Below are 22,581 nucleotides of genomic sequence, written 5' to 3'. Positions count from 1 at the left end.
TAGGAGCGAGCCTGCTCGCGATGAGGCCAGTGAGGCCAACATCAAATCCGGATCAGGCCCCAAGTACCCGGCAGGCCTCCACCGGCAAGGTCACCGACACCGGGTGACCAACACTCAGGCCAAAGCCCTGGCAAGGCGTGCTCAGCGCGGTAAACGACACCCCGGAACACTCCACCGTGGTCTCGATGGTCGCGCCGATATCGCGCACGAAGGTCACTTTGCCCAGTAGACGGTTGCCCGCTGTCGCCTGCGGAGCCGACAGTTGCAGGTCTTCCGGGCGAATCAGCATCTTCACCTTTTCACCGGCCACAATGCTGCTGCAGATCGGTACTTGCAGCGCATCGCCGCCCGGCAAGCTGACCTTGCCGTTACCCAGCACCGTGGCCGGGAAGATGTTGCCCGAGCCGATGAAATCCGCGACGAACTCGTTGGCCGGGTGCCGGTAGATCTCGATCGGCGTGCCCACCTGCTGCACCTTGTGCTCACCCAATACGACCACGATATCGGCCATGGTCATGGCCTCGCGCTGGTCGTGGGTCACCATGATGGTGGTGATGTTCAGGCGTTGTTGCAGTTGACGGATTTCCACCTGCATCGACTCGCGCAGCTTGGCGTCCAGCGCCGACAACGGTTCATCGAGCAGAAGGATTTTCGGGTGCGAGGCAATCGCCCGGGCAATCGCCACGCGCTGGCGTTGGCCGCCGGACAGCTTGGCCACCGGACGATTGATCATCGCTTGCAGCTGGATCAGTTCCAGCAACTCCACCACCCGCGCCTGCTGGTCAGCCTTGCTGACCCCGCGCAGTTTCAGCGGATAGGCGATGTTCTCGCCCACAGTCATGTGCGGAAACAACGCCAGGGACTGGAACACCATGCCGAAGTTGCGCAGGTGCGCCGGGGTGTTGCCGATGTCTTCGCCGTCCAGGCGGATCTCGCCGCCGGTCAGGGTTTCAAGGCCGGCGATCATGCGCAGCAAAGTGGTTTTGCCGCAGCCCGAAGGGCCGAGGAAACATACCAGTTTGCCCTCGGGCAAATGTAGGTTCACATCCGTTACCGCGCAGGTCGAGCCGTAATGTTTCTCGACGTTTTCCAGAATCAGACCAGACATGTGAATCACCTCAAGAATAAAGGTTCTGGCTGGTGGTCGCCGAGCGAAGATCAGGCAAGGCAAAAGTCTGCGAAGAAGCGGAGTTGACTTTAGTCAATGAGCATTCTGAGCTGACTTTTAACGCAGCATGATCGAGCGCAGGCACCTCCAGGCAGAAGCTAGAACGAAACGCCACCTTCACCGACTAGCTTCTCCAGCGCCCAGATCAGGACGAAGTCGATCAGCGCGATCAGCACGGCAAACGAAAATACGGTTGGGTCGAGCGAAGACACGGTGCGGCTGTACATCCAGATCGGCACGGTCATGACGTCGATGGTGTAGAGGAAATAGGTCACGGTGAATTCGTTGAACGAGACGATGAACGCCAGCAGCATGCCCGCCAGGATCCCCGACTTCATCAACGGCACCACCACATCGACAATCGCCCGCAGCGGTGAAGCACCGAGCATTTGCGCGGCCTCTTCGACTTCGCTGCCGATGGAGAGCATCGCCGCCGTGCAGTTCTTCACCACGAACGGCAACGCGAGGATCACGTGGGCAATCACCAGGCGCGAGGTGGTCATCTGGAACGGCAGGCTGTCGAACACCAGCAGCAACGCCAGCCCCAATACCACCATCGGGAACACCAGTGGCAACGACATCAATTGCAGGGCCACGGCCTTGCCACGGAACTCGCAACGGGTCAGGGCATACGCCGCCGGCACCGCGATGATGGTCGCGAAGACCATGGTCAGGCAGGACACCATCAGGCTGGTGGACATGGCTTTGCCCAGGCTCAGCACATCGCTGGCGTCCGGCGACACGAAGGTGTGCCAGGCGGCCTTGTACCATTGCAGGCTGTAGCTGCTCGGCGGGAAGTCGAGGTTCGACGCGCCGCTGAACGACATGACGATCATGGTCAGGATCGGCAGTACCGCCAGCAGCAGGATGAAGCCCGAAAGGATGCCGGCAAACTTGCCGGTATCACCCGGCAACAGCGACTGGCGCTTCTTGATCAGGGTACTCATTGCGAAGCCTCCAGCATGCGGCGACGACGGCCAGTGATGTATTCGGACAAGGTCATGATCGCGAGGGTGGTGACGATCAGCACCACACCGGCAGCGGATGCGGCGGGCCAGTTCATCAGCGGGGCGATCTGGTCATGCACCATCACCGCCAGCATCGGCACGCGCCGGCCACCGAGCAGTAAAGGCACCACGAAACTGCTGGCGTTGTAGGCGAACACCAGGGTCGCACCGGTAATGATCCCCGGCAGACTCATCGGCAATACCACCTGGCGGAACACCTGGAAGCGACTGGCGCCGAGGGTGGCGGCAGCTTCTTCGTAACTGCGGGCGACGCCGCGCATGGCGCTGGCAATCGGCAACACGGCCAGCGGGAAGGCGGTTTGCACCAGGCCCATCAACACACCGTTCTGGTTGTACAACAGCATGATCGGGCGCTTGATCAGGCCCAGGCCCATCAGGGTCTGGTTGAGCATGCCACCGGGGCCGAGGATCACCAGCCAGCCGTAGCTTTGCAGCAGCAGGTTGACCAGCAATGGCAGCAACACCGCCGCCAGGAAGATCCGCCGCACGAACGGCGAGGTCAGGCGCGACATGGTGTAGGCCACCGGGATCGCCAGGATCACTGCGATCACCGCGCTGATCAGCGCCAGGCGCAGGGTCAGCATCAGCGACTTGAGATAATAGGGTTCCAGCAACTGGGCGTAACTGGCCAGGCTGAACCCGGACCATTCCGCGCCTTTGGTGCCCACGCTCATGCGCAGTACCAGCAGGCTCGCGGCAATCAGTACGCCAAGAAACAGCATCGACGGCGAGAGGAAAAGCCAGGCGCGCGTCGTTGGCGAAACACCCCGAGCGGCGCGCACGGGGGCGGCACTCACCGGATGAGTCAGAGGTTGGTGTTCCATAGCAAAGGGTCTCGTCAATGGAAAGCAGCAAGACTGAGATTGAGCAAGAACCTGTGGCGAGGGAGCTTGCTCCCGCTGGGTCGCGAAGCGGCCCCAATCACTCACCGCGTTGATCCAGATGGATCGCAGTGCCTGGTTTTGCGGCTGCTGCGCAGCCGAGCGGGAGCAAGCCCCCTCGCCACAAAAGATCTTTGAACCTCAGAAATCAGGAAGAAAAGATTTCCGTGTAACGACGAATCCATTGGTCATGCACAGTCGCCAGGAAGGCGTTGTCGTGCATGATCGCCTTCTCGGCAATCTGCTCCGGCGTGAGGATGTACGGGCTCTTGCGTGCTTCGGCGGAGATGATCGCCTTGGCGTTGACCGGGCCGTTATAGATGTCTTCAGCCATCTTGCCCTGCACCAGCGGGTCCAGAGAGTGGTTGATGAAGGCGTAGGCCATGTCGGTATCGCCCGGACGGTTCTTCGGCATTACCGAGAGCATCAGGTCGGTGTAGAAACCTTCCTTCATGCCGAACGTGGCGCCCAGGCCGTAGTTCGGGTCGCGGATCTGTTTCGGGAAGAAGGCCGGTGCGTACAGCCCCCCCATGTCCAGGGAACCGGTGCGGAACAGTTCGGCGATCTGGTTGGGGTTTTCGCCCAGGGTCACCACACGATCTTTCAGCTCGGCGAGTTTCTTGAAGCCAGGCTCGATGTTGTGTTCGTCACCACCGGCCAGTTTGGCGGCGATGATGATCAGGTCCATGGCCTCGGTCCAGTTCGGCGGCGGCAGGAAGATGTTCGGGGCCAGTTCTGGATCCCACAGGGCCGCGTAGCTGTCCGGCGCTTGTTTCTGGGTGCGGGTGCTATAGACCAGGCTGTTGCACCACAGCAGGTAACCGATACCGTGACCATTGGCCCCGGTGCGGTATTTCTCCGGTACATCGACGAGGTTGGGAATGCGGTTGAGGTCGGGTTTTTCCAGCAGGTTGGCGGCGGCCAGACCTTCGGCGCCGACACCTGCCAGGGTGATGATGTCGTACTGCGGACGATCACCGCCGGCCTTGAGTTTGGCGACCATTTCCGAGGTACTGCCGGTGCGGTCGGCGATGACCTTGCAGCCGTACTTGTCTTCGAAGGTCGCGGCGATGTTGCGCAGTGCAGCCAGGCCGGTGTCATCGGACCAGGTCAACAAACGCAGGGTCTTGCCGGCAAAACGTGTGTCGCTGGCATTGGCTTTGATGAACGGCATGCTCATGGCTGCCGCTGCAACCGAGGCTACGCCCACGGTCTTGATAAATTGACGTCTGTTCAGATCATGCTCGCCCATTACGGACTCCCTTTGTTTTTGTAGGTATGAGGCAGGTCGAAACTGTTGCATCCGCGCGACTGGATCAGCGTTATCCCTCGTATTTTCGGGGGCTTGGCTGAGCCAGCGAGTTCATCCTGAGGTCGTGTAAAACACCTGACTATCGATAAAAACTCATTGAAGCCATGACGCCAGCGCATGCCTCAACAGGAGGCATGTGCTCACCTTTTTCGTGCCTTCAGACCGCCCGGATTACGTGTTTGATTTCCTGGAAAGCCTGCAAGCCCCACGGCCCCAATTCGCGGCCGATGCTGCTCTGCTTGTAGCCGCCCCAGGCGGTCTGCGGGAAGATCACCTGCGGCGCGTTGATCCACACAAGCCCCGCCTGTAAAGCGTTGGCGACGCGGTCGGCGGTTTCGGCATTGCGCGTCACCACACTGGCGACCAGGCCAAACTGGCTGTCGTTGGCCAGGGCAATCGCCTCGGCTTCAGAGGCAAAACTGCGCACGCAGATCACCGGGCCGAAAATCTCTTCACACCACAGCGCACTGTCGAGGGGCACTTCGGTGAACACCGTCGGCTGCAAAAAATATCCGCGCGGCAGGTCGGCCGGGCGATTGCCACCGCAAACCAGCTTGGCGCCGGCGCTCAAACCGCGATCGATGTGACCGAGCACGCGCTGGTATTGCGCCTGATTGACCAGCGCGCCCATTTCCACGTTCGGGTCGAACGGGTCAGCCACGCGAATCGTTTCGGCACGAGCCTTCACTCGGCTCAGGAATTCATCGGCCAGTTCATCGGCGACCAGCACGCGGCTGGTGGCGGAACACATCTGCCCGGCGTTGAAGAAACCACCGCCACAGGCCACTTCCACCGCCAGGTCGAGATCGGCATCGGCCAGCACCAGCAACGACGATTTGCCGCCCAGTTCCAGGCTAACGCCCTTGACGGTTTCCGCCGCCCGTTGCATGACCTGCACGCCGACCGCATTGCTGCCGGTGAAGGAAATTTTCGCGATGCGCGAGTCTGCCGACAGGGGCGCGCCAACCGCGAGGCCAGTGCCGCACACCAGGTTGAACACGCCTGCTGGCAACCCGGCTTCAGCAATGATCGCCGCCAGTTCCAGCTCCGGCAGCGGCGTCACTTCCGAAGGTTTGAGCACCACGCAGCAACCGGCGGCCAGGGCCGGGGCGAGTTTCCACGCGGTGGTGACCATCGGGAAATTCCACGGCACGATCAGGCCGACCACACCACACGGCTCACGGCGCAGGCGAGCGCTGAAATCGTCGGTCGGCAGCTCGATGGCGCAGTCCTGTTTCGCATCCAGCCCCTCGGCCAGACTGGCGTAATACTCGAACGTGGCAATCACGTCATCGACGTCGATTGCGGCTTCGAATTGCGGCTTGCCGTTGTTGCTCGACTGCAAGTGCATCAGCTTTTCACGATTGGCCTGCACGCCCACGGCAATTTTGCGCAGAATCGCACCGCGTTCGACGCCCGTGGTTTTCGACCAGTCGGCGAACGCCTGGGTCGCCGCGCTCACGGCTTGATCAACGGCGCGCTCATCGCCGCCATTGACGGTGGTCAACAGGGCTTCGGTCGCCGGGTTGATCACACGCAGGTGTTCGTTGCCGGCCGACCATTGGCCGTTGATGTACAGGCCATCCAGGGTCGTAGGGAAAGTCATTTCGACACCGCCTGCATCCACTGGGTCTGGTCGATCTCAATCAGGGTCGGCCCCTGGCGATCGGTGGCCACACGCAAGGCGCCGCGCAGCTGCTCGACACTGCTGACCGCTTCAGCAGCACAACCCAATGCCTTGGCTACACCGATGAAGTCCGGGGTGTAGATGTCCACGCCCACCGGTTCGATGGCGCGGTTGACCATGTATTTCTTGATCTCTTCGTAGCCCTGGTTATTCCACAGCAGCACGATCACCGGGGTGCGCGCTTCAACGGCACTGGCCAGTTCCGGCAGGGTGAACTGCAGGCCGCCGTCGCCGATCAGGCACACCACCGGAGGACGCGCGCCACCTTCGACGCGGCCACCCAGCCAGGCGCCAATCGCCGCCGGCAAGGCGTAGCCGAGGGTGCCGTAACCAGTAGACGAGTTGAACCAGCGACGCGGACGCTCCGGGTTGAACGTCAGGTTGCCGGTGTACACCGGCTGGGTCGAATCGCCGACGAACACCGCGTCCGGCAGTTCATGCAGCACGGTTTCGAGGAAACGGGTCTGGGCCAGGGTCGGTGCGTCCCAGGCCGCGGCCAGTTCTTCACGCAAACGGGCGGCACGCACCTGGCCCCAATCGTTGCGACGCTCGGCCAGGGATTTGTGCGACAGGGCACTGAGCAAAGCCTGGGCGGCGTTGCGCGAGTCGGCCACCAGTGCCACGTGCGGCGGGTAGTTGCGCACGGTCTGGTCCGGGTCGATATCGACGCGCAGCAACTTGCCAGGAATTTCGAAGCCACCGGCGAAGGTCACGTCGTAGTCGGTCTCGGCCAGTTCGGTGCCGATGGCCAGTACCACGTCGGCCTCGGCGACCAATGCACGGGTGGCGACCAGGCTTTGGGTCGAGCCGATCAGCAGTGGGTGGCCGGAAGCGAGCATGCCCTTGGCATTGATGGTCAGGGCGACCGGCGCGTCCAGCAATTCGGCCAGCTCAGTCAGCTCGACGGCCGCGTCGATGGCGCCGCCACCGGCGAGAATCAGCGGACGCTTGGCGCCGGCCAGCAATTCGGTCATGCGCGACACAGCGCTCGGCGAAGCACCGGCGCGGTCGATGTTGACCGGCAGGCTGCTGAGCAAGTCGTCGGCTTCTTCAACCAGGACATCCAGCGGAATTTCAATGTGCACCGGACGCGGACGGCCCGCCTGGAACAGCGCAAAGGCACGGGCCAACACGCCCGGCAGCTCGGAAGCCGACATCAGGGTGTGGGAGAACGCCGCGACACCGGCGCACAGTGCGCCCTGGTTCGGCAGCTCATGCAGCTTGCCGCGACCGCCGCCCAACTGGCTGCGCGATTGCACGCTGGAGATCACCAGCATCGGGATCGAATCGGCATAGGCCTGGCCCATGGCGGTGGTGATGTTGGTCATGCCAGGGCCGGTGATGATGAAGCACACACCCGGTTTGCCGCTGGTGCGGGCGTAGCCGTCGGCCATGAAACCGGCGCCCTGTTCGTGGCGCGGCGTGACGTGGTTGATGCTCGAACGGGCCAGCCCGCGATACAGCTCCACGGTATGCACCCCCGGAATGCCGAACACCTGCTCGACCCCGTAGTTTTCGAGTAACTTGACCAATACTTCGCCGCACGTCGCCATGTCTTTGCCCTTTTTGTTCGTTTGAGACGCCGGGCGTGCGCTGTGTTTAGATTGGATTTGCAGGCCCGGGAATGGCCTCATTGGAACGGGCGACAGGTAGCCGCAACAATGGATAAAAAGTCATACTAGCCATGTCCTCACGTCATACCTTGGATCCCAATGAAACGACTGCCTCCCCTGCCGGCGCTGCACACCTTTCTGATTACCGCGCAGTGCTGCAATTTCACCCGGGCCGCCGAACAGCTGCACATCACCCAGGGCGCGGTGAGTCGGCAGATCGCCGGGCTGGAAGATCATCTGGGTTATGAACTGTTCATCCGCCTGGCCCGAGGCCTGGACCTGACAGCCGAAGGACGGGAATGGCTGCCACGGGTCCAGCAGATTTTCGGCCTGATCGACGAGGCCGTTGAACAGATCGGCGAGAAGCGCGAAACCCTGCAACTCAAGGCACCGACCTGCGTCATGCGCTGGTTGCTGCCGCGTCTGTTGCAATGGCAACGGGAACGCCCGGACGTGCCGGTGGAACTGACCACCACGGTCAAGCACGGGGTGGATTTTCATCGCGAGCAATTCGATGCAGCGGTGATGTACGGCGCACCGCCGGACGATTCATTGATGTCGCAAAAACTCTTCGACGAACAACTCACGCCGGTGTGTTCCAGACCGATACTCGAAGGCCCTATGCCCCTGCAGGCCCCAGCCGATCTGCAACAGCACCTGCTGCTGCACCCGACCCGCGACGAACGGGACTGGAAAGCCTGGTTGAAAGCCGCGGATGTGCATTTGACCAATGTCGGCAAGGGCCAGCATTTCGAAACACTGGACCTGGCGATGTCGATGGCGTCCCAGGGAACGGGGGTGGCGATTGGCGACTGGTCGCTGATCGGCGATGACCTGAACGCCGGGCGGCTGGTCATGCCATTCGAATTGAAAGTGACGACCGGACTTGCGTATTACCTGGTGTTCCCCGAAAAACCAGGACCTTCGCCGAAGTTGAGGGAATTGATGGGCTGGTTGGTGGAGCAGGCGCAGTCGCGGTAAAACCGTACAACTCTGATGCTCCACCCTGTAGGAGTGAGCCTGCTCGCGATGACGGATTCACATTCAAAATCAATGTTGACTGCTCCACTGCTATCGCGAGCAGGCTCACTCCTACAAATGACCAGTGAACTCAATATCCGACGGTAAACCGCTGCCGCGAATGCTTCGGCGCTTCCACTTCGTCGAGCATTGCAATCGCGTAGTCGGCAAAAGTAATCCAGCTGCGCCCTTCGCTGCTTACCAGCAAATCATCCTGACCGAGGCGGAATTTCCCCGTGCGCTCGCCCTCGACAAATTCGGCCGATGGCGACAGGAAGGTCCAGTCCAGATCCCGCTCTTCACGCAAGCTTGCGAGGAATTCTGCACCGGCGCTGGCCTCTGCCTTGTAAGCCTCAGGGAAACCTTCGCTATCGATCACTCGAGTATCATCGGGCAATAGCAGCGAACCCGCCCCGCCCACCACCAGCAGACGTTTGACCCCGGCTTTTTTCACCGGGCCTACGACTGCGCTGGCAGGCAGCGTGGCGAAATGCGCCGCGCTGATAACCACGTCATGGCCCGCAATTGCAGCTTGCAACGCAGCGGCATCAAGGGCATCGACGGCCTTGCTGACCACACCTTCACGCGGATCTATTTTCGATGTATCGCGGGCAATGGCGGTAACGCTGTGACCGCGACGCAGGGCTTCTTCCAGCAGTTGGCTACCGGCACGACCGGTGGCACCGATGATTGCGATTTTGCTCATGACGTTCTCCAGTGGGTTGACTTGTAACTTGTGCGATCGATGTAACCTTTGTGGCGAGGGGGCTTGCCCCCGTTCGGCTGCGTAGCAGTCGTAAAACCTACTGCATGCGGTGTAGCTGAAGAATGCAGGGGAGCGCTTCGCACTCCAACGGGGGCAAGCCCCCTCGCCACAGGTAATCACTTTCATCTCAAAAGTTGCTTCGGCTTCATGTACTTCCGGTTACCACTTCATCTCGCCCTTGGCGACCTTGGCGCTCAGTTCCAGGGAGCTTTCATCACCCAGGGTCGGAAAGCGTTTCTTCATCGCCGCGATCAGCGCGGCAGAATCCTTGGCCTTGGCGGTTTCCTCGTCGAAGGCCTTGATGTAAGCGGCGGTGAACTGCACGGCGGCCAGGGAGCGATCGCTCTCGCCGAGGTAATGACCCGGCACCACCATCTGCGGTTTCAGGGTTTCAATGGAATGCAGCGTAGCCAACCAATCGGCATGGGACTGTTGCGTTTGCGTGTCAGCCATCCACACGTGAATGTTTTGCGCCACCACGACACCACCGACTACCGCCTTGATCGACGGAATCCACACAAAGCTGCGATCCGGCTGCGGGCCCTCAAGACCAACTACCTGCAACTTCTGCCCTTCAAGGATCAGGCTGTCGCCCTTGAGCACACCCGGCACAATGGTTTTGGCCGGCACGTCGGTGCCCATTTTCGGGCCCCAGAACGCCAGTTTGCCGTCGACGGTTCGTTTGATGTGGTCGACGGTCGGCTGTGAGGCGAGGACTTTGGCCTTGGGGAACGCAGCCGTCAGGGTGTCGAGGCCGAAGTAGTAATCCGGATCGCCATGGCTGATGTAGATGGTGGTCAGTTGCTTGCCGCTGGCGCGGATTTTTTCCACCACCTGTTCGGCCTGGGATTTGCCGAATTGCGCATCCACCAGGATCGCTTCTTTCTCGCCGCTGACCAGTACCGAGGTCACTGGGAAGATGGCTTTTTCGCCGGGATTGTAGACATCCAGCGTCAGGGTCGAGGCGGCTGCATGGGCGGAGAAACCGAGGGCGGCGACCGCCAGCACAATGCGCTTTAAAGTGGTGAAACCGATCATCTGTTGCTCCGTTGTCCAAATGCCTTGCTTGGCGATGGAACAGAGCTTAGTTGCCTGAGTCAGTACAAAAAATGCGATGCTTGAACATAGTTTGTTTCTGAAAGCGGGCAAATCATGGATCGTCTACAAGCAATGCGCGTGTTCGTCACGGTGGTCGACCTCGGCAGCCAGTCGGCCGCCGCCGATCATCTGGAGCTGTCGCGGCCGGTGGTATCGCGGTATCTGGCGGAACTGGAAGACTGGGTCGGCGCGCGCCTGATGCATCGCACCACGCGCAAGTTGAGCCTGACCGCCGCCGGCACCGAGATCCTGCCCCGCTGTCGGCAGATGCTCGACTTGTCCACCGACATGCAGGCCGCCGTCAGCGAACCGGATGACGCACCGCGCGGCCTGCTGCGGATAAGCGTCAGCACCTCCTTCGGCCAGGCGCAACTGGCCGATGCCATGGCTGCGTATGTCCGACGCTACCCCGGCGTCAGCATCGACATGCAGATGCTCGACCGCACCGTGAACCTGGTGGATGAGCGCATCGACCTGGCGATCCGCACCAGCAACGACCTGGACCCGAACCTGATTGCCCGCCGCCTGACGGTTTGCCGCTCGGTGATCTGCGCGTCCCCCGCTTACTTGCGCGAGCATCCGGCGCCGCAACGGGTCGAGGACCTGAGCCAGCACAATTGCCTGACCCACTCCTACTTCGGCAAAAGCCTGTGGCATTTCGAGCAGGACGGCGAGCAGGTTTCAGTACCGGTGCAGGGCAACATCAGCGCCAACGAGGCCAGCACGCTGCTGCGTGCAACGATCGCCGGCGCCGGGGTGGCGATGCTGCCCACGTACCAGGCCGGCGTGTACATCCACAGCGGCGAATTGATTCGCCTGCTGCCGACGGCCGAACCCCGGCAAATGAACGTGTATGCGGTATATGCCTCGCGCAAACACATGCCGGCGGCGTTGCGCAGCTTGCTGGATTTTCTGGTGGTGAGGTTTCCCGAAGAACCGGAGTGGGATATCGGGTTGTGAATGGAAACCCTGTGGGAGGTATCAGGGTTCTGAATGTCGCGGTACATCCATAACGTGCTTTGCTGGTAACTCACCCGCGCTGACCTATGCTCAAAGTAATACCGAAAGGTATTCGTTCAGAGGTCAACGCCATGAACATCAAAACAAGAAGATACCTCGCGATTTTCATCACCTGTGCGGTCACGCTCGGGCTATACGGAGCTGCGGCCTGGCGCGTCGAGCAACTGCGCAACCTGCCCCGTGAATACGCGAGCTGCAACTTCGAGCGCTGTATCCCCCACAACGCCACCCTCAACGCCCTCCGCTAACGAAGGGGGTCAGGCTTCGTTGTCCTGATCGGCCTTCAAGCGGTCGCGAAACACCTTGGGCGAAATCCCCACACGACGCCGGAACAGGCGCGTGAAGTTGGTCGGATCGGAAAACCCCAACACGTCGGACATTTCATAAATGGTCATGCTGGTGTAGGTCAGCAAACGCTTGGCCTCCAGCAATTGCCGTTCGTGCATGATCTGCAACGCCGGTTGCCCCGCCAGCTCACGGCAGGTGCCGTTGAGGTGGGACACGGAAATCCCCAGTCGGTGCGCCAGGTCCTCGACCTTGACGTGCTGGCGATAGGTCTCTTCCACCAGCTGAATAAACCCGTTGAGGTATTCCCGGGCCCGCTGCGGTCGCGCCATGGCGGTGCGGCGCTGGATCACCTGGCGACTGACCCACACCACGATCACACTGACCAGCGAATGCATGAGCATTTCCCGCGCCGGTTGATGGCTGGTGTATTCGTTCTGCAAGGCGCTGAACAGGCTGTTGAGGTACTCGGCGTCCTTGCCTGCCGGGTAGCTTTCGGACTGGGCCAGGGCATTGACCGATTGCCCCAACTGCATCTGCAGGTGGGCGATCAGCGGCGCGGCCAGGGTCACGACAAACCCTTCCACGTCCTCGGAAAAGCGAAAGCCGTGCACCGACAGCGGTGGCAGGATCTGGATGGCCGGTTCCACCAGTTGCGTACGCTTGCCTTCGATTTCAAGCTCGGCCTGACCTTTGAACACGAAGAGCAACTGGCACAAATCAGCGTGGCGGTGAGGTTTGATTTCCCAATGATGTTCGCGACTGCGTTTGGAAATGGTTTCACAGTGCAGCAAGTCCGGGGTCGGCCAATCCAGGCTTTCACCGTAGAGCTTGAACACCGGAATCGAAGGCAGGTCAGGCTTGTTCATCACTTCAATCCAGGCCTCGGAGTAGATGACGGGCGATAATCGCACCGATTGGCAGAATGTACAGCTATCGGCTCAGTTTTCACCTTCAATTGACAGACTCGCAAGGGAAAAATGCAAGCACTCGATCCATAAAAATAATTCACCGGCCCTGGTCGCGTGAAGCTTGCGAGTCATAAGAACAATGAAAACGCTGAAAACCCAAGTCGCCATCATTGGTGCAGGCCCTTCTGGCTTGTTGCTCGGCCAATTGCTGCACAACGCCGGCATCGACACCCTCATTCTCGAACGTCAGGCCCCGGACTATGTGCTCGGCCGAATCCGCGCCGGCGTGCTTGAGCAAGGCATGGTAGAGCTGTTGCGTCAGGCCGGCGTGAGTCAGCGCATGGACGCCGAGGGACTGGTCCATGACGGCTTCGAACTGGCCCTCGACGGACGCCAGGTACACATCGATCTGCACGCCCTGACGGGTGGCAAGACCGTGATGATCTACGGCCAGACCGAAGTCACCCGCGACCTGATGGCCGCTCGTCGGGAGGCCGGCGCGCAGACGATTTATCAAGCCGACAACGTCGTTCCCCATGGCATGAAAACCGACGAAGCGTTTGTCACTTTTGAGAAAGACGGCGAACTGTATCGTCTCGATTGTGACTACATCGCCGGTTGCGACGGCTTCCATGGAGTGGCACGGCAATCGATTCCAGCCGACAGCCTGAAAGTCTTCGAACGGATCTATCCGTTCGGCTGGCTCGGGATCCTGGCCGACACCCCGCCGGCCCACGAAGAGCTGGTCTACGCCCGCCACGAGCGCGGTTTTGCCCTGTGCAGCATGCGCTCGCCGACGCGCACCCGTTATTACCTGCAAGTGCCCACCAGCGATCATGTGGATAACTGGTCGGATCAACGCTTCTGGGACGAACTCAAGTCGCGCCTGCCACAACAGTTGGCAGACAAACTGGTGACCGGCCCGTCCATCGAAAAAAGCATCGCGCCGCTACGCAGCTTCGTCGTCGAACCCATGCAGTACGGGCGCATGTTCCTGGTCGGTGACGCCGCGCACATTGTCCCGCCCACCGGCGCCAAGGGCCTGAATTTGGCGGCCAGTGACGTCAGCACGCTGTTCAACATCCTGCTCAAGGTTTACCGCGACGATCGCCTTGATCTGCTGGAGAAATACTCGGAAATCTGCCTGCGCCGGGTGTGGAAGGCCGAGCGGTTTTCCTGGTGGATGACCTCGATGCTGCACCGTTTCGATGACCACGATGCCTTTAGCCAGCGCATTGCCGAGTCGGAGCTGGAGTATTTTGTCGGCTCCGAAGCGGGTCGAAAAACCATTGCAGAAAACTACGTCGGTCTTCCTTATGAGGCTATCGAATAGCCTCCTACCGACTTACACTGGCGAGCATTCCCGCTCGCCTTGCCTCGTGCGGGTCAATCACCGCCCGCAGGTTTTCCCGTGACCAATCTCCACCAGCCTGAAACGCCCAAACCCGCCATCCGCAGCGTGCTGATCGCCCTGATGCTGGCGATCTTTCTCGGCGCGCTGGACCAGACCATCGTCGCTGTTTCGATGCCAGCCATTTCCGCGCAATTCAAGGACGTCAGCCTGCTCGCCTGGGTGATTTCCGGCTACATGGTGGCCATGACCGTGGCGGTGCCGATCTACGGAAAACTGGGCGATCTGTACGGGCGGCGCAAGCTGATGCTGTTCGGCATGGGCCTGTTCACCCTGGCGTCGGTGTTCTGCGGCATGGCCCAGAGCATGGAGCAACTGGTGTTGGCGCGGATCCTCCAGGGCATCGGGGCCGGCGGGATGATTTCGGTGAGCCAGGCGATCATCGGGGACATCGTGCCGCCACGGGAGCGCGGTCGTTACCAGGGCTATTTCAGCAGTATGTATGCCGTGGCCAGCGTCGCCGGCCCGGTGCTTGGCGGCTACATGACCGAATACCTGTCCTGGCGCTGGGTGTTCCTGATCAACCTGCCGCTGGGCCTGGGTGCCTGGCTGGTGGCCCATCGCACGCTAGTGGGCCTGCCGATTCCGCAACGCAAACCGATCATCGATTACCTGGGCACCATGCTGATGATCATCGGGCTCACGGCATTGTTGCTGGGCATCACCCAGGTCGGTCAGGGCCATTCGTGGCGCAGCGCCGAAGTACTGGCGCTGCTGGCTAGTGCGGTGCTGGTGCTGGGGCTGTTCGTCGCCCACGAGCGGCGGGCACGGGAGCCGTTGTTGCCCATGCATCTGTTCGCCAACCGCAACGCGATCCTGTGCTGGTGCACGATTTTCTTCACCAGTTTCCAGGCCATCTCGCTGATCGTATTGATGCCGCTGCGCTTTCAGAGCGTCACCGGCGCCGGTGCCGACAGCGCCGCCCTGCATCTGCTGCCCCTGGCCATGGGCTTGCCGATCGGCGCGTATTTCGCCGGCCGCCGCACCTCGGTGACCGGGCGCTACAAACCGATGATCCTTAGCGGTGCGGCGCTGATGCCTGCCTCGATTATCGGCATGGCGTTCAGCCCGCCCCAGGCGTTCGTCGTGAGCAGTCTGTTCATGCTGCTCTGCGGGATTGCCTCCGGCATGCAGTTCCCCACGTCATTGGTCGGCACGCAGAACTCGGTGGACCAGCGGGATATCGGTGTCGCCACCAGCACCACCAATCTGTTCCGTTCGCTGGGTGGTGCCGTGGGTGTGGCGTTGATGTCGGCGCTGCTGTTGGCGTTGTTGCAGGACTCGAGTTTTGCGCACCTGGCCGACTCGTCGCTGATTGCCGAAGGCAGTTCGGGGAATGTGTTGCTGGACGGTTTGAATGCCGCGCCGGGTGATGCGCAGAACGCCTTGCGTGCCGAATTGTTGCTGACGTTCCGGCATTTGCTGACGGTCAGCGCGGCTGTTTCATTGCTGGGGCTGGCGGCGGCGATTGCCATGCCGAACATGTTGTTGCGTGGGCGTGAGGACAAGGTTCGATAGATAGACCGAGGCGCCTGCATCGCGGGCAAGCCCGCTCCCACAAGTATTGATGTCGTTCACAAAATCTGTGGTCAACACTCAAACCTGTGGGAGCGGCGGTGCGGCGATCCGACTTGCCCGCGATGGCGTCCTCATTGAAACCATATAATCAAGGGCTGTAATACCCGACCGCCACCAGAAAATGCCCGACCTTCTTCAGGTAGGCGTGCTTGTTCTCGACCTTGCCAGTCACCGGGTTTTTCCAGCGGTACTCGTATTCGCCATCATCCTGCTTGGCCATCAACGCCAGAATCGGCTCGCCCACCGGTTTGCCTTCCGGGTCCACGATCTTGCTGAAGTCGGTATTGATCAACCGCAGGTTGGTGCCGTGAGCCACGTAACGCTGGGTGTCCAGGTCGACGACAAATACGTACAGATCATCCTGCAGGTAGCCGCCCTTGAGGGCGTTGATCGCCGTCAGGGTGCCCTTTTCGTCCTTGGCCAGATCGGTGGCCGCTTTGTTCAGCAAGGCCATGGCCTGTTCGGCGGAGGCCCGTGGAAGGTAATAACCGACCGCCAGAATCCGCTGGCCGATGCGCTGGTAGTAGACGTGCTTGCGCTCAACCTTGCCGTCATTCCAGTTCTGCCAGCGATATTCAGCCTGCTGAATGCCATTGCCTTCCGGCACTTTCAGGGCGTCCTTGAAGGTTTTCTGCAAATCCGGCCCAAGCACTTCCGAAACGTCCCGGCCAATCAGCGCCGACGACGGCCCACCACTGGCGAGCATCACGCCCTTGGTGTCGAGCACGAAGACATAACGGTCCTTGTCGACAAACTCACCCTGGCGACTGAACGCCGCCAGGGCCTTGTCGCCATTCTGGTGGTAGTAAGCCAGGGCTTTTTCCAGCAGGGCAATGGCCGCCTTGCTGTCGTCCTTTTCCGTCCCGGCGGCTTGCGCCTGGCCCAGGCACAACAAAAACATGCCGCACAGCAAGGTGAACCTATGCAGAAACCCCATTGCGCATCCCTCGTTCCTGGTGGTGTTTCAAGAGCGTAGACGGGATGGGGATATGTACGAATATTCGCCAGAACGTGGTCATAGATTTTTGTGGCGAGGGGGCTTGCCCCCGTTGGGTGGCGAAGCCACCCGGAATCCATTCACCGCGATTCAACAGATTAAATGCGCTACCGGATTTACGACTGCTACGCAGCCGAACGGGGGCAAGCCCCCTCGCCACAGCAAGCTCCCCCGCCACAAATACTCACACCACTGACAATTACTGCCGGGCGCGCAGTTGCTGTTGAAGGTTCTGGATCTGCGCCTGAAGGGTATTGATGTTGCGGGTGACCTGGCTGCGGAAGGCATCGAACTCGGCCGTGTTGGTCGAGCCCTGTGTGACCGCCGGACGGTTGTCCTGCACGCTCTTGAGCACGATCATGTCTTGTTCAAGACGCTCGATGGCAGCGCTCGGATTGCCTTGCTTCTTCAGTGCGGCAACATCGGCGCCCAGGTTTTTCAACTGTGCATCGAATTTTTCCGAGTCCGACGAGGCACTTTTCAGGGCGGCCAGTTCAGCACTCAAGGCTTTGACCTGGGCCTGCAACTGCGTATTGGCCGTCTGATGTTCGGTGTCCTGGGCAGTCAATTGCACCAGGCGCTTGTCCAGTTCGGTGGTTTGCGCGGTCATTTGTGCCAGTCGCTTGTCCAGGTCCGAGGCCTGGCCGGCAACACCTTGCTGCTGGGCGTTCTGGTCCTGGAGCTTGCTCTCCAGCTGGCGAATTTGCAGCTTCAAGGCCTCGCTGTCGGTGTTGACACTGGTCTGGCTGGCAACAACCTTGCCGGAAATATCCTGCAGGCGCCCTGCCGCTTCCTCACTGATTCGCGCGAAGCTTTCCTGGGTCGCCACCAGTTGCTGTTCCATCAGGGAGATCTGCTGAAAACTCCACCAGGCCAGGCCCGCGAACGCAAAGAACAACGCCCCGACCAACGCCCACAAGGCACCGGTACTCGCCGCCTTGACCTTCACCACCGGCGCCGTGCGCGAATGCACGACCGTGCGGGCGGTGGGCGCAAAGTCGTCATCGAGAACGTCTGCACGCAGGCTCGGTACATCATCGAAGTCGTCGTTGGCATCGTTTCGCATGGACATTGAATCAACCTTAGTGAATCACATAGTGGCTTAATGCCGCGCAGTATAAACCCCACAGCCGCAACCATTGACCCCCAAGCCCGAATCCGGTTCAGTCAGGGATCGTTGTTCGAGCGTCAGCGAACAGCCTGGGCCTTCCACCAGCCACAGAATTCATCGAGCGCCGTCCAGAGACTGACCTTGGGATCGTAATCCAGATAATGCCGGGCGCGGCTGATGTCCAGGGTGAAATTTTTGTTCATGACCTGCATGCCCAGACGCGACAGCGTCGGCTCGGGGCGCCCCGGCCACAACTTGCACACGCCCTCGTTGAGCGCCGCCATGCTGTAGGCCAGGCCGTAGGAACGGTAGCGGGTGACCTGTGGGACTTCCATGTTGCGCATGACGTAATTAACCACGTCCCACAGGGGAATCGGCGTGCCGTTGCTGATGTTGTAGGCCTTGCCCAACGCGGAACCGCTGGCCAGCAAACTGCTGAGCAACGCCTCGTTAAGATTTTGCACGCTGGTGAAATCAACTTTGTTCAGACCGTTGCCGATGATTGCCAGGCGTCCCTTGCGCTGCATGTTCAGCAGACGCGGGAAGATGCTCATGTCTCCGGCCCCAGTGACGAAACGCGGGCGCAGGGCCAAGGTTTCGAGACCGAACTCCTGGGCACCGAAGACTTTTTGTTCGGCCAGGTACTTGGTGGCGGCGTAAGGGTGCTTAAAGTGTTTGGGCACCTGTTCTTCAGTCAGGCCCAGATGATCGCGACCATCGAAGTAGATCGACGGCGACGACAAATGCACCAGCCGCCGAACCCGTTGCTTCAGGCAGGCTTCGACCACGTTCTCGGTGACCTGGACGTTGCCCTGCTGGAAGTCCTGATAGCGGCCCCACAAACCGACGGCACCGGCGCAATGCACCACGGCCTCGACGTCCGAGCACAGCTCGCGCGCCAGTTCCGGGTCGCTCAAGTCACCCTGGATGAACTCGGCTCCCCGGCGTACCAGATGCTCCACGCTCTCGGCCCGGCGACCGTTGACCCGCACGTCCAGGCCCTGCTCCAGGGCAAAACGCGCAAAGCGCCCGCCGATGAAGCCGCTTGCGCCGGTAACCAGAATCTTCATGAATTGCTCCAACAAATGCAGCCACGAGCTTCAAGCTGCAAGCTGCAAGTTAAAAACGGTCCGCAAGCGCTTCACTTGCAGCTTGCAGCTTGACGCTTAAGGCTGCTTCCAAGGCACCAGCCATTGCTTCGATGCGCTGACTAATTGATCGGTGAGCAGCCCCAGCAACTGGCCGCCATTACGCCAATGATGCCAGTACAGAGGCACATCGATCGGCTTATCTGGCAGCAGCTCCTGCAATACCCCCCTTTCCAGTTGCTCGCGCACCTGCAGTTCCGGAACCAGACCCCAGCCCAGCCCGGCCTCCGTCAGACGAATGAAACCTTCGGAGGACGGGCACAAATGGTGTTCGAATCCACCCTCGACGCCGAGGGACGCGAGGTAGCGATGCTGCAGGAAATCGTCCGGGCCAAACACCAGCGCCGGGGTTCGGGCCAACTGATCGGCGCGTACGCCTTGCGGAAAATGCCGGGCAATGAACGCAGGGCTGGCCAGCGCACGGTAACGCATGGCCCCCAGCAACACGCTGCGCGCACCTGCCACCGGCCGCTCGCTGGCGCAAACGCAGGCCGCCACTTCACCGGCGCGCATGCGCTTGAGGCCGACGGTCTGGTCTTCGACCACCAGATCCATCAGCAGATGCTGTTCGGCGCAAAACTCGCCCACCGCCTGCGCCCACCAGGTGGCCAGGCTGTCGGCGTTCAGGGCGATCCGCAGGCGTTCCGGCAGGCCCTCTTCATCCAGCGCCGGCACCAGGCTTTGCAAATCCCGTTCAAGCAATCGCACCTGCTGCACGTGGTTGAGCAACCGTCGACCGATTTCCGTCGGCGTTGGCGGCGTGGCCCGCACCAGCACCGGCTGGCCAACCCGCGCTTCCAGCAACTTGATGCGCTGGGATATCGCCGATTGCGACAAGCCCAGCACTTGGGCCGCCCGTTCAAAACCAGCCTGTTCGACCACGGCGGCCAGGGCAGAAAGCAATTTATAGTCGAACATCAGTTTTCCTAATGAGCGATCAGCAAGATTGGTTTTTCTTATACAGCCTTCACAAGGACAATGACCATCAAGAACTCTTGAACAAGGATAATCCACATGGCTGGCGAAACTTCATTGGCAACGCTGCTGCGCAGCATGAGCCCGCAACTCAACGCCGGCGAATACGTGTTCTGCACCTTGCGCGACGGCAAGTTGCCCAAGGATCTGGAGATTGTCGGCAGCTTCCGCGAGCAGGAAGGCCTGACCGTGATTCTCGAGCGTTCCCACGCCGAAAAAGCCGGATTCAGCTTCGACTACATCGCCGCCTGGATCACCTTGAACGTACATTCGGCCCTCGAAGCGGTCGGCCTGACCGCTGCATTCGCCACGGCGCTTGGCCAGGCAGGAATCAGCTGCAACGTGATTGCCGGCTACTACCACGACCATTTGTTTGTCGGCCAGGCCGACGCCGACCGAGCCCTGCTAGTGCTGCGGGATCTGGCAGCCAACGCGGAGTAAAAAATCATGTGGCAAAGTTATGTGAACGGGCTGCTCGTGGCCTTCGGCCTGATCATGGCGATCGGCACCCAGAATGCGTTTGTCCTGGCGCAAAGCCTGCGGCGTGAACATCACCTGCCGGTGGCGGCGCTCTGCGTGGCCTGCGACGCCCTGTTGGTGGCCGCCGGGGTATTCGGCCTGGCGACGGTGCTGGCGCAGAATCCGACGCTGTTGGCCATCGCCCGTTGGGGCGGCGCAGCGTTCCTGTTGTGGTACGGCAGCCAGGCACTGCGCCGCGCCTTTTCGAAACAGAGCCTTGAGCAAGGCGAAGGCCAAACCGTACGCTCGCTGCGGGCGGTCATGCTCAGCGCGCTGGCGGTGACCTTGCTCAATCCGCATGTCTATCTGGACACCGTTTTGCTGATCGGCTCCCTGGGCGCACAACAAACCGAGCCCGGCGCTTATGTCGTCGGCGCGGCCAGTGCCTCGCTGCTGTGGTTCTTCACCCTGGCGCTCGGTGCGGCATGGCTGGCACCGTGGCTCGCCCGGCCCAGCACCTGGCGAATACTCGATCTGTTGGTGGCTATGATGATGTTTGCCGTAGCGCTGCAGTTGATCGCGACCAGCTGATTCGCGGAACCTCTATTCCACACAGTTGTTGCGTGGTTATGCCGCCCCCCCGGTGCTATGATCCGACTCCCTGCGCCGCAAAGAGTACAAACTCCCCGGCGCTTGTCTGGCCGCCCGTGATCGGCCTTGCGCTCACCGCAACTGACCTGATTAGGAGAATCATCATGGCTTTCGAATTGCCGCCACTGCCGTACGCACACGATGCCCTGCAGCCGCACATCTCCAAGGAAACACTGGAGTTCCACCACGACAAGCACCACAACACCTACGTCGTGAACCTGAACAACCTGGTGCCAGGCACCGAGTTCGAAGGCAAGACCCTGGAAGAAATCGTCAAGACTTCCTCGGGCGGTATCTTCAACAACGCCGCTCAGGTCTGGAACCACACTTTCTACTGGAACTGCCTGGCGCCAAACGCCGGCGGTCAACCAACCGGCGCTCTGGCTGAAGCCATCAACGCGGCTTTCGGTTCGTTCGACAAGTTCAAGGAAGAGTTCAGCAAGACTTCCATCGGCACCTTCGGTTCCGGTTGGGGCTGGCTGGTGAAGAAGGCAGACGGTTCCCTGGCCCTGGCCAGCACCATCGGCGCCGGCAACCCGCTGACCAACGGCGACACCCCGCTGCTGACCTGCGACGTCTGGGAACACGCTTACTACATCGACTACCGCAACCTGCGTCCAAAGTATGTCGAAGCGTTCTGGAACCTGGTCAACTGGAAGTTCGTGGCTGAGCAGTTCGAAGGCAAAACCTTCACCGCTTAAGCTCGACGCCAGTCAAAAGAACCCGGCTTTTTAGCCGGGTTTAATGAGATGGTCAGCCTGACCGAGAAGCCCTGCAGGTTTACGCTTGCAGGGCTTTTCTCGTTTTCGGGCGAAATCACTCGCCATGACGTTGGCCGAAGCCAATGACTCACAAGCGTGGGCCAGCAGGGATTCGGTATCCATATCCGGGACGATCATGAACATGGTGTTGGGGGTGTAGGGTTTGGTGGTGTTGTAGGGGGGATCGGGGATTAATTTGTCCATAAAACCATTCCTCTAGCGCTGGGGCCACCACTAGCCGTTTCTCACGCGGTGAAGAGGTGGCAGCTATGTGCGAGGTGAGAAACCGGTATGGACACCCGGACCAGACCTAAGTCTGCCCGCACACAGCCGCCATGACGCATTTACAGACAGCGGACTAGCTGGCGGCGATTATGCGTGCACAGGTTCTGGATGACCATAAGTAGCCGGGTTCTCACACCCGATCGCTGAGCTTTCAGCGACAGCCAAAGGCTATTGAGTCCGCTTCCGACGGGCAACCTGAAAACTGCGTGGGAAACTTCTGGCGCTTTCCTACACCGCTCTAACTCGCAAAAACGTAACGCGGAGCGTCTCTGGCAGCATTCCCACGCGGGAGCGTGGGAACGATCAGCTTAGAGGCGTGGGAGATTGGTCGGCTGTCAGGCCGCCATCGCGAGCAAGCTCGCTCCCACAGAAAAGCAAAGGCAGACCAGCGTACACCCACGCTTCTCACCACTCAT

The 22,581-nt window shown here is 60.7% G+C and carries 22 protein-coding genes; 8 read left to right on the top strand and 14 right to left on the bottom strand.

Going from position 1 to position 22,581, the window contains the following annotated elements; genetic code table 11:
• Positions 1-52 precede the first annotated feature (52 nt).
• From VC35_RS20055 to VC35_RS20030, 6 genes are all read right to left on the bottom strand, one after another.
• The gene (locus tag VC35_RS20055; protein ID WP_046042162.1) at positions 53-1,108 is read right to left on the bottom strand and encodes an ABC transporter ATP-binding protein; all 1,056 of its coding nucleotides are present in this window, start codon (positions 1,106-1,108) and stop codon (positions 53-55) included.
• Positions 1,109-1,266: 158 nt separating this feature from the next.
• Complete coding sequence (locus VC35_RS20050; RefSeq protein WP_046042161.1) at positions 1,267-2,115, bottom strand: ABC transporter permease; 849 nt, start codon at positions 2,113-2,115, stop codon at positions 1,267-1,269.
• Positions 2,112-3,020, bottom strand: coding sequence for an ABC transporter permease (locus VC35_RS20045; protein WP_046042160.1), 909 nt, complete (start codon positions 3,018-3,020; stop codon positions 2,112-2,114). The genes VC35_RS20050 and VC35_RS20045 overlap by 4 nt, the downstream gene beginning before the upstream one ends.
• Before the next feature lie 205 nt (positions 3,021-3,225).
• Positions 3,226-4,329 (bottom strand): ABC transporter substrate-binding protein, encoded by a 1,104-nt coding sequence (locus VC35_RS20040; RefSeq protein ID WP_007986100.1) that lies wholly within the window; start codon positions 4,327-4,329, stop codon positions 3,226-3,228.
• Between the two features lie 217 nt (positions 4,330-4,546).
• A complete protein-coding gene (locus VC35_RS20035) occupies positions 4,547-5,995 on the bottom strand; it encodes an aldehyde dehydrogenase family protein (protein WP_046042159.1) in 1,449 nt (482 codons plus the stop codon).
• Complete coding sequence (locus VC35_RS20030) at positions 5,992-7,629, bottom strand: 5-guanidino-2-oxopentanoate decarboxylase (RefSeq protein ID WP_046042157.1); 1,638 nt, start codon at positions 7,627-7,629, stop codon at positions 5,992-5,994. Before VC35_RS20030 ends, VC35_RS20035 begins: the two co-directional genes overlap by 4 nt.
• Before the next feature lie 159 nt (positions 7,630-7,788).
• Between VC35_RS20030 and VC35_RS20025 the strand changes: the two genes are divergently transcribed.
• A complete protein-coding gene (locus tag VC35_RS20025; RefSeq protein WP_046042156.1) occupies positions 7,789-8,670 on the top strand; it encodes a LysR substrate-binding domain-containing protein in 882 nt (293 codons plus the stop codon).
• A 130-nt stretch (positions 8,671-8,800) separates the two neighbouring features.
• Here VC35_RS20025 and VC35_RS20020 read toward each other — a convergent pair whose 3' ends face one another.
• Together VC35_RS20020 and VC35_RS20015 are read right to left on the bottom strand one after the other, a co-directional pair.
• Positions 8,801-9,415, bottom strand: a complete 615-nt coding sequence (locus VC35_RS20020) for an NAD(P)-dependent oxidoreductase (protein ID WP_046042155.1) — start codon at positions 9,413-9,415, stop codon at positions 8,801-8,803.
• 219 nt (positions 9,416-9,634) lie between these two features.
• Entirely contained in the window at positions 9,635-10,513 is an 879-nt protein-coding gene (locus VC35_RS20015) for an MBL fold metallo-hydrolase (RefSeq protein ID WP_046042154.1), read from the bottom strand.
• A gap of 114 nt (positions 10,514-10,627) precedes the next feature.
• Here VC35_RS20015 and VC35_RS20010 point away from each other — a divergent pair, with 114 nt between their 5' ends.
• A complete protein-coding gene (locus VC35_RS20010) occupies positions 10,628-11,533 on the top strand; it encodes a LysR family transcriptional regulator (protein WP_221174493.1) in 906 nt (301 codons plus the stop codon).
• A 131-nt stretch (positions 11,534-11,664) separates the two neighbouring features.
• Positions 11,665-11,841 carry a hypothetical protein gene (locus VC35_RS20005; protein ID WP_162837843.1) on the top strand — a complete coding sequence of 59 codons (177 nt, stop codon included), beginning with the start codon at positions 11,665-11,667 and terminating at the stop codon, positions 11,839-11,841.
• A gap of 9 nt (positions 11,842-11,850) precedes the next feature.
• Here the strand turns inward: VC35_RS20005 and VC35_RS20000 are convergent, their stop codons facing one another.
• Complete coding sequence (locus VC35_RS20000) at positions 11,851-12,747, bottom strand: helix-turn-helix domain-containing protein (protein ID WP_046042151.1); 897 nt, start codon at positions 12,745-12,747, stop codon at positions 11,851-11,853.
• Positions 12,748-12,928: 181 nt separating this feature from the next.
• Here VC35_RS20000 and pobA point away from each other — a divergent pair, with 181 nt between their 5' ends.
• Positions 12,929-14,122, top strand: a complete 1,194-nt coding sequence (gene pobA, locus VC35_RS19995) for a 4-hydroxybenzoate 3-monooxygenase (protein ID WP_046042150.1) — start codon at positions 12,929-12,931, stop codon at positions 14,120-14,122.
• Between the two features lie 78 nt (positions 14,123-14,200).
• Entirely contained in the window at positions 14,201-15,718 is a 1,518-nt protein-coding gene (locus tag VC35_RS19990; RefSeq protein WP_046042149.1) for an MDR family MFS transporter, read from the top strand.
• Positions 15,719-15,866: 148 nt separating this feature from the next.
• On the opposite strand, the gene VC35_RS19985 is transcribed toward VC35_RS19990, so the two are convergent.
• The 4 genes from VC35_RS19985 to VC35_RS19970 all read right to left on the bottom strand — a co-directional run bounded on the left by VC35_RS19985 (position 15,867) and on the right by VC35_RS19970 (position 19,952).
• Positions 15,867-16,715 carry a cache domain-containing protein gene (locus tag VC35_RS19985; protein ID WP_046042148.1) on the bottom strand — a complete coding sequence of 283 codons (849 nt, stop codon included), beginning with the start codon at positions 16,713-16,715 and terminating at the stop codon, positions 15,867-15,869.
• Between the two features lie 259 nt (positions 16,716-16,974).
• Positions 16,975-17,847: an ATPase gene (locus tag VC35_RS19980; RefSeq protein WP_046042147.1), complete on the bottom strand. Its 873-nt coding sequence runs from the start codon at positions 17,845-17,847 to the stop codon at positions 16,975-16,977.
• 116 nt (positions 17,848-17,963) lie between these two features.
• Positions 17,964-18,956 (bottom strand): NAD-dependent epimerase/dehydratase family protein, encoded by a 993-nt coding sequence (locus VC35_RS19975; RefSeq protein WP_046042146.1) that lies wholly within the window; start codon positions 18,954-18,956, stop codon positions 17,964-17,966.
• Positions 18,957-19,052: 96 nt separating this feature from the next.
• The gene (locus VC35_RS19970; RefSeq protein ID WP_046042145.1) at positions 19,053-19,952 is read right to left on the bottom strand and encodes a LysR family transcriptional regulator ArgP; all 900 of its coding nucleotides are present in this window, start codon (positions 19,950-19,952) and stop codon (positions 19,053-19,055) included.
• 96 nt (positions 19,953-20,048) lie between these two features.
• Here VC35_RS19970 and VC35_RS19965 point away from each other — a divergent pair, with 96 nt between their 5' ends.
• From VC35_RS19965 to VC35_RS19955, 3 genes are all read left to right on the top strand, one after another.
• Positions 20,049-20,450, top strand: a complete 402-nt coding sequence (locus VC35_RS19965; RefSeq protein WP_046042144.1) for an ACT domain-containing protein — start codon at positions 20,049-20,051, stop codon at positions 20,448-20,450.
• Between the two features lie 6 nt (positions 20,451-20,456).
• Positions 20,457-21,059: a LysE/ArgO family amino acid transporter gene (locus VC35_RS19960; protein WP_046042143.1), complete on the top strand. Its 603-nt coding sequence runs from the start codon at positions 20,457-20,459 to the stop codon at positions 21,057-21,059.
• Between the two features lie 164 nt (positions 21,060-21,223).
• Complete coding sequence (locus VC35_RS19955; protein ID WP_008022038.1) at positions 21,224-21,820, top strand: superoxide dismutase; 597 nt, start codon at positions 21,224-21,226, stop codon at positions 21,818-21,820.
• Positions 21,821-21,850: 30 nt separating this feature from the next.
• Here the strand turns inward: VC35_RS19955 and VC35_RS19950 are convergent, their stop codons facing one another.
• On the bottom strand, positions 21,851-22,084 hold the full coding sequence (locus VC35_RS19950; protein ID WP_046042142.1) for a DUF6124 family protein: 234 nt from the start codon (positions 22,082-22,084) through the stop codon (positions 21,851-21,853).
• Between the last annotated feature and the right edge of the window lie 497 nt (positions 22,085-22,581).

This window comes from Pseudomonas fluorescens (assembly GCF_000967965.1).
GTDB classification, from domain to species: Bacteria; Pseudomonadota; Gammaproteobacteria; order Pseudomonadales; family Pseudomonadaceae; genus Aquipseudomonas; species Aquipseudomonas grandcourensis.
The sequence above is the reverse complement of the archived record's forward strand: the minus strand, read 5'-3'. Positions and strand labels throughout refer to the sequence as shown.